Raw genomic sequence first — 5,927 nt, 5'->3', positions numbered from 1 at the left:
TCGCATCGAAGCGCGCGCGCATCATGACCACCGCGTCGTCGAGCACGCGGGCCAGGGTGAGCGGCCCCCGAACGAGCGCCAGTTTGCCCGCCTCGATCTTCGACAGATCGAGCACGTCGTTGAGGAGGCGCAGCAGGTGCTCGCTGGCCCGATTGATCTTGTCGAGCGTGTCGAGATCGTCGGGAGCCATGACGCTGCCCTGCAGCAGATGGGCATAGCCCGTGATGGCGTTGAGCGGCGTGCGGATCTCGTGGCTGACGCTGGCCAGGAAGGTGCTCTTGGCCCGGTTCGCCACGTCGGCCTGCTCCTTGGCGCGCTTCAGGTCGAGCTCGAGCACCTTGCGTGCCGTTATGTCGGTGTGGGTTCCGACAGCCCGCGTCGGTCGACCGCTCGGTTCGCGCTCCACCACCTTGCCGCGGGACAAGATCCATCGATAGCAGCCATCCCGGGCATGCAGACGGAACTCGATCTCGTACACGCCCTCCCGCAGCAGGTGCTCGTCGATGGCTCGGGTGAGCGGTTACTTGTCGTCGGGGTGAAGGCGATCGAAGAGAAGCGCCTTTGCCGACGTGCCCAGCTCATCCGGCTCGTAGCCGAGCATGCGCGAATACCCTGGACTGACAAAGGCCTCTCCCGTGTCGATGTTCCAGTCCCACAGACCATCGCGCGTGGCGTCGACAGCCTGCGCGTAGCGTGCCTCGCTGCACCGCACACGCTCGAGCGCCACCTCGAGCGCCTCTGTGCGTTCCTTCACCTGCTGCTCGAGCTGACGGCGATGGTCGGCCAGCTGGCTCTGCAGGCGTTTGCTCTCGGTGACGTCGAGGGCGCTGCCGTCGAAGGCCATCGACCCACCGGGCAGCAGACGGGGCCGCGACTGCACCTGCAGCCACAGCAACCGCCCGCCCACCCCCTCGAACTGCAGCACGTCCTGATAGATGCGGCGCTCGCGCGTCGCCCGTGCCTGAGCCTCGCGCCAGCGCGCCAGGCTCTCCGGCGTCATGCGAGACAAGAGGCAGCCGAGATCGGCCATGACCTCGGCGGGCTTGAGCCCCAGGGTCTGCTCGACCCCGGCGCTGATATAGGTCACGTGCCCCGGACCTTCGAGCGGAACCACGTACTGATAGATGAAACCGTTGGGAAGGTTGTTGCCGAGGGCAGCCAGCAGGGGCTCGGTACGCCCCTTCTCGGCCAGCACCTCGAGATCTTTCAGTTGCTGCTGATGCGCCAGCAGCGCGTTCAGCGCCACGCCCACCGCCAGCACGCCCACGAGCCCGCTCCCTGCGATCCAACCGAGGGTCGCCCAGACAGGACGCAGAACCTCGTCGCGATCGACCTTGGCAAGCACAACCCAGCCGGTGCCTGGGACCTCGCGCCAGGCCCCCAGAACCTGTTGGTTTCGGTAATCAACGCCCTGCGACGAACCGGCTCCGCCCCGCGTCGCAGCCTGAGCCGACAGAAGACCCGGCGTGGCCAGCGGAAGGCGCAGATTCGGCTTTTCTTCCCCCAGGAAGCGCGGATTCTTCAAGTACAGAACCGCGTCGCCATCGCGACGCAGCAGCACGGTCTCGCCGCTCGCGCTGCTCTCCGGCCAGGTTGTCAGCACGGGGTAGAGAACCCGTTGCGCCTCGGCGCGCATCACCATGACCCCGATGGGCAAAGCCGACCCGTCCCCCAACGGAATGAGCGGAACCGCCCAGTCCATCTGCTGCACGCCCTCGCCCGCGTCGTACAGGTCGCTGTGAGTGACCTTTCGCCCGACAGCGGCCTCGCGCACCAGCGCCTGCGTGACCGCGCTGAGGCCAACATTCGCACCGCTGCTGAGAAGCACCCGACCGTTCGCCTCGAGAAGCATCACGGCGCTGAAGCCGTGGGGATAGGATGTGCGAAGAACCTCCATCCGCTCACGTACGTACGCCGCTGCTTCAGTATTGTGAGGGCTGTCGAGGAAGCGCTGCACGAACGGGATCAGCCCCTTCGAGGAGAAGAGCGTTTTGGCGTCTCCCTGCCGCTCCTCGAGCCAGTCAGAGGTCTGATCGACCTTGAGATGGGCGATCTGCTCGAGCGCAGCCGTTCGTTGGCGCACGGCCACCCGGCTCTGCGCCACCAAGAAGGTCACGCAGATGAATGGCACCAGGAGCGCCAGGGCGATGGAGACCAGAACGGGACGTCTGTGCATTGAGAAACCGGCCAATCGAGCCCTGAGCGTGAGGTGCGACCACGGGCAGAAAGAGATACTTCGGCATCATACCCGCGGCGAGCACGACCGAAACATGAGCGGGGCGAACCCACGCGCCCTTCTGGCCAGGGGCTGACCGCAAGAACCGGGATCGCTAGGAAAGCGTGACCCCCAGCAGGCCCGCGGCCGCTGCCACGACGACACCCTGGGCCGCCGCCGCATCGATGGCCCGAAGCGCCCGAGGGGTGTCGAGATCGTGGTCGAGGGCCACGCGAACCTCGACGAGCAGAGCACGCTCGCTGGCCGCCGCACCCGCCGACGCCGACGCCCGGGAAGCCGCCTGCCACGCCTGCAGCCGAATCTCGGCGGCAGGCATCACGTCATCGGTCCACGACCACTCGGCACGGTAGTGGTGGGCCAGCAGCGCCAGGCGGATGGCCCGTGCATCGTGGCGCTCGCGCAGGGCGTCGACGAAGACAAGGTTGCCCAGGCTCTTCGACATCTTGTGGCCGTCCTTCCAGACCATGGCGACGTGCATCCAGTGCCGGACGAACAGACCCGCATTCACCGATTCGGAGATGGCGCGCTCGCACTCGTGGTGCGGGAAGATCAGGTCGGCCCCGCCCCCGTGCAGATCGATGGTGGGGCCGAGCTCGCGCAGGATGAAGGTGTTGCAGCCGATGTGCCAGCCCGGCCGTCCGGCGCCCCACGGCGCGTCATGCGTGGGCTCATCGGGCGCCGACGGCTGCCACAGCACGAAGTCGAGGGGGTTTCGCTTGTTCACGTCATCGACGTTGCCGCCCCGCTCGCGCGCCAGCGCCAGCATGGCATCGCCATCGAGGTGCGACACCTCCCCGAAGCGAGAGAACCGCGCGACGTCGGCGTACACCGAACCCCCGCTCCGGTAGGCCACCCCCGCTTCGATGAGGCGCTGCACGTAGGCCGCAATGTCGGCCATCGACGATGAGACGTGGGGACGGGCCTCCACGTCACGCAGCCCCAAGGCAGCCACGTCGGCTTCGAAGCGGGCCTCTTCGCGGTCAGCGAGGTCGCGCCAGTCGACAGCGAGGTCTCTCGCCTTCGCGAACAGGGGATCATCGACATCGGTGACGTTGCGCACCATGCGCACCGCGTGCCCGCGATCGACGAGCCGACGCGCCAGCACGTCGTAGGCCAGAAAGGTGAAGGCGTGGCCGATGTGGGTCGCGTCGTAGGGCGTGATGCCGCACACGTACATGCTCACGTCGCGGCCGGGAGTGAACGCCACCACGGCGCGGCGCGACGTGTCGTAGAGCTGCATCGGCGGCGCCAGGCTGCTCGATGCGGCCGCCTGCCCTTCGGATCGCTGCTGCTGCGTGGGGGAGGTCTCCAGATCGCTCATGCCGTCTCCTCCCCGCTCGCCGGACGCGTGAAGCAAACGAGCCGATCACATCGCGCTGTCTCGAAGCCCAGACGCCGATACAGGGCCACCGCCGCGGTGCTTGCCCCGTCGACGTACAGCATCGCCTTCGTGATGCCCGCGCGCCAGAGGTGATCGAGCCCGAGGGTCACCGCCACCGCCCCCAGTCCGCGGCCTTGCTCGTCGGGGTCGACCGAGATGACATGGATCTCGCCCAGCCGCTCGCCACCTGCGCGGCGGTGCTCCCGCGTCCAGCACGACGCGGCCAGGCGACCTGCGTGCTCGATGAGCAGAAAGCCCGTCGGGTCGAACCATGGCTCGCGCATGCGCTCAGCAAGGTGCTCGTGCGTCCAGCCGCCCTGGTCCGGATGCGTTGCAAAGGCGCGATTGTTCTGCTCAATCCAGGCGGCCTCGTCACGACCGGGGCGGAACGCACGAACCGTGAACCCATCGGGCAGAGGCTTCACCAGAACGGGCAGATCGACCGTCATGTAGAGCAAGGTGCGCAGCACCTCACCGCCGTCACTGAAAGGGGCATCGCCGCGCAGCCACCACTTGACGGCGGCATGACGGCCCAGAAGCGCCGTCAGGAGACCCGGATCGAACCCGCCGCCGGCCATCTCGACCGTGGGCACATCGCTCACCGTGGCGTAGGCATACCCCTTCGCCGTGCGGGTCACCGCCGCCGAGCCCGGCGGGTCTCGTCGCGCCTCCGCGGACCTGTCAAACACATCGAGCCGCCAGTGATGGCCCTCGCCCCCGTGGGCGATGGCTCGACGAAACGATCCGTCGATGGGCTCGCGCCCGAGATCGCGCTCGAGGACATCGAGGTACGACAGCACGGCCTCGCGCTCATCTGACGGGAGCGTCGACGTCTCGCTCCAGACATCACGAGGGCGTGGCGACGCCGCTTCGCAGCCCCGCGAACAGGTCGGTCTCGTGCTCGCCGTCGCCCCCCCCCACCATCGGCACGTGGCTGCGGGCCAGCGCCCAGTCTTCGTAGGGATAGACCTCGCGCAGCTCGTCGTCGGAGAGGCCGAACCAGAACGGGGCCGCCGGATCGATCTGGGTGGCGTGCGCCCGCAGCGCGCCGCTGCGGGCCTCAAGCCAGTCGCCGACGTGCAGGCGGGTGGTGACGCGATGATCTTGATTCATGCGCTCGAGCCAGCGCTCGTCGAACGGCGAGCTGCCGCGCAGCCGCAGCAGGGCATCGTGCACCGCCTCGAGGCGGCGGCGCGCCCAGATCGAGTAGTAGAGCTTGAGCGGCTGCCAGGGGTCTCCCGCTTCCGGATACCACGCCGCATCACCGGCTCGCTCGAAGGCCAGCAGGCTCACGTCGTGCACCTTGAGATGGTCCGGGTGGGGATAGCCACGCTGGTCGTCGCTGTAGGTGATCATCACCTGCGGGCGCTCCTCGCGGATGAGCCGCACCAGGCGGCCAGCCGCCTCGTCGAGGGCGGCGCGATGGAAGCAGTCGGGGTGCTCGTTGGCGGGCGAACCGGCCATCCCGGAGTCGCGATAGCCGAGCATCGCCACCCGCGAGAACCCGATGATGGCCGCCGAGGCCGCGAGCTCGCGGGGGCGCGTCTCGATGAGCAGGCTGCGGGTCTGCGTCTCATCGAGACCGTGAAAGGGCTGCCCGGGCGCAAGCAGCGCAGGGTTGCCGATGTCTCCCTCCTCGCCACCGGTGCAGCAGACCAGCACGGTGCGCACCCCCTGCGACGCGTACATGGCGCAGGTGGGCGCCCCTTTCGAGGCCTCGTCATCCGGATGGGCGTGCACGGTGAGCAGGCACAGGCCACCGTTCAGGGTGGAATCAAACGTTGACATACCCAGGGGATTCTGTCGCGCCCGCCACGGCTCCTGTCACCCCCCCGCCAGCCACCGCGTCACGGGCAAGCCAGCAGACATGCCCTGGACGAGAGCGCAGATCGACTCTCGCCAAGCGCCAAGAGGATGTCGCACACCCATCCCCGTATCCATCATTAGCCCAGCGATAATCCCAGAACAGGGAACACATCTTGAGCACAGGCCAGGCGACATCATTTGGCGCCCCGCTTGTGCACCATGTCATGCATCCATGTGCCCGCTACCGGCGACAGCAGAGATGAGACCGCACCGCACTGGCGCAGCCTCATGATTCAAGCGAAAGGGCGGTCTACCCGCATGCACGCGAAACGCAAGGCTCCGAGCGCGCTTTCACTGGCGATCATCCTGCTGACGATGCTGCTGGGGGGGTGCTCTGGCGGAGGGGGCGGCGCAACGAGCGGAGGAAGCGCACCCGTGGCCACCCAGACGGTGATCGCCACCATCGAGGTCCCGGTGCCGGGGCCGACGGTATACATCACGCCG

The 5,927-nt window shown here is 67.9% G+C and carries 6 protein-coding genes; 1 reads left to right on the top strand and 5 read right to left on the bottom strand.

Annotated features, from left to right (window positions below):
- From EB084_17900 to EB084_17880, 5 genes are all read right to left on the bottom strand, one after another.
- A partial coding sequence (locus EB084_17900; GenBank protein ID NDD30133.1) for a hybrid sensor histidine kinase/response regulator occupies nt 1-478 on the bottom strand: 478 nt, incomplete at its 3' end.
- 42 nt (nt 479-520) lie between these two features.
- Complete coding sequence (locus EB084_17895) at nt 521-2,176, bottom strand: hypothetical protein (protein NDD30132.1); 1,656 nt, start codon at nt 2,174-2,176, stop codon at nt 521-523.
- 154 nt (nt 2,177-2,330) lie between these two features.
- Nucleotides 2,331-3,476, bottom strand: a complete 1,146-nt coding sequence (locus tag EB084_17890) for a cysteine--tRNA ligase (GenBank protein NDD30131.1) — start codon at nt 3,474-3,476, stop codon at nt 2,331-2,333.
- 77 nt (nt 3,477-3,553) lie between these two features.
- Nucleotides 3,554-4,681, bottom strand: coding sequence for a mycothiol synthase (gene mshD, locus EB084_17885; protein ID NDD30130.1), 1,128 nt, complete (start codon nt 4,679-4,681; stop codon nt 3,554-3,556).
- Nucleotides 4,464-5,384 carry a mycothiol conjugate amidase Mca gene (locus tag EB084_17880; GenBank protein NDD30129.1) on the bottom strand — a complete coding sequence of 307 codons (921 nt, stop codon included), beginning with the start codon at nt 5,382-5,384 and terminating at the stop codon, nt 4,464-4,466. Before EB084_17880 ends, mshD begins: the two co-directional genes overlap by 218 nt.
- 357 nt (nt 5,385-5,741) lie before the next feature.
- Here EB084_17880 and EB084_17875 point away from each other — a divergent pair.
- Nucleotides 5,742-5,927, top strand: a 186-nt coding sequence (locus tag EB084_17875; GenBank protein NDD30128.1) for a hypothetical protein, incomplete at its 3' end; no start/stop codon positions are given.

It is taken from the genome of Pseudomonadota bacterium (genome assembly GCA_010028905.1).
Classification (GTDB): Bacteria; Vulcanimicrobiota; Xenobia; order RGZZ01; family RGZZ01; genus RGZZ01.
This window is presented reverse-complemented; position numbering and strand designations above follow the sequence as displayed.

Coding starts and splice junctions, on each gene's coding strand:
- EB084_17895 (NDD30132.1), bottom strand. CDS start 2,176: ATGCACAGACGTCCCGTTCTGGTCTCCATCGCCCTGGCGCTCCTGGTG.
- EB084_17890 (NDD30131.1), bottom strand. CDS start 3,476: ATGCAGCTCTACGACACGTCGCGCCGCGCCGTGGTGGCGTTCACTCCC.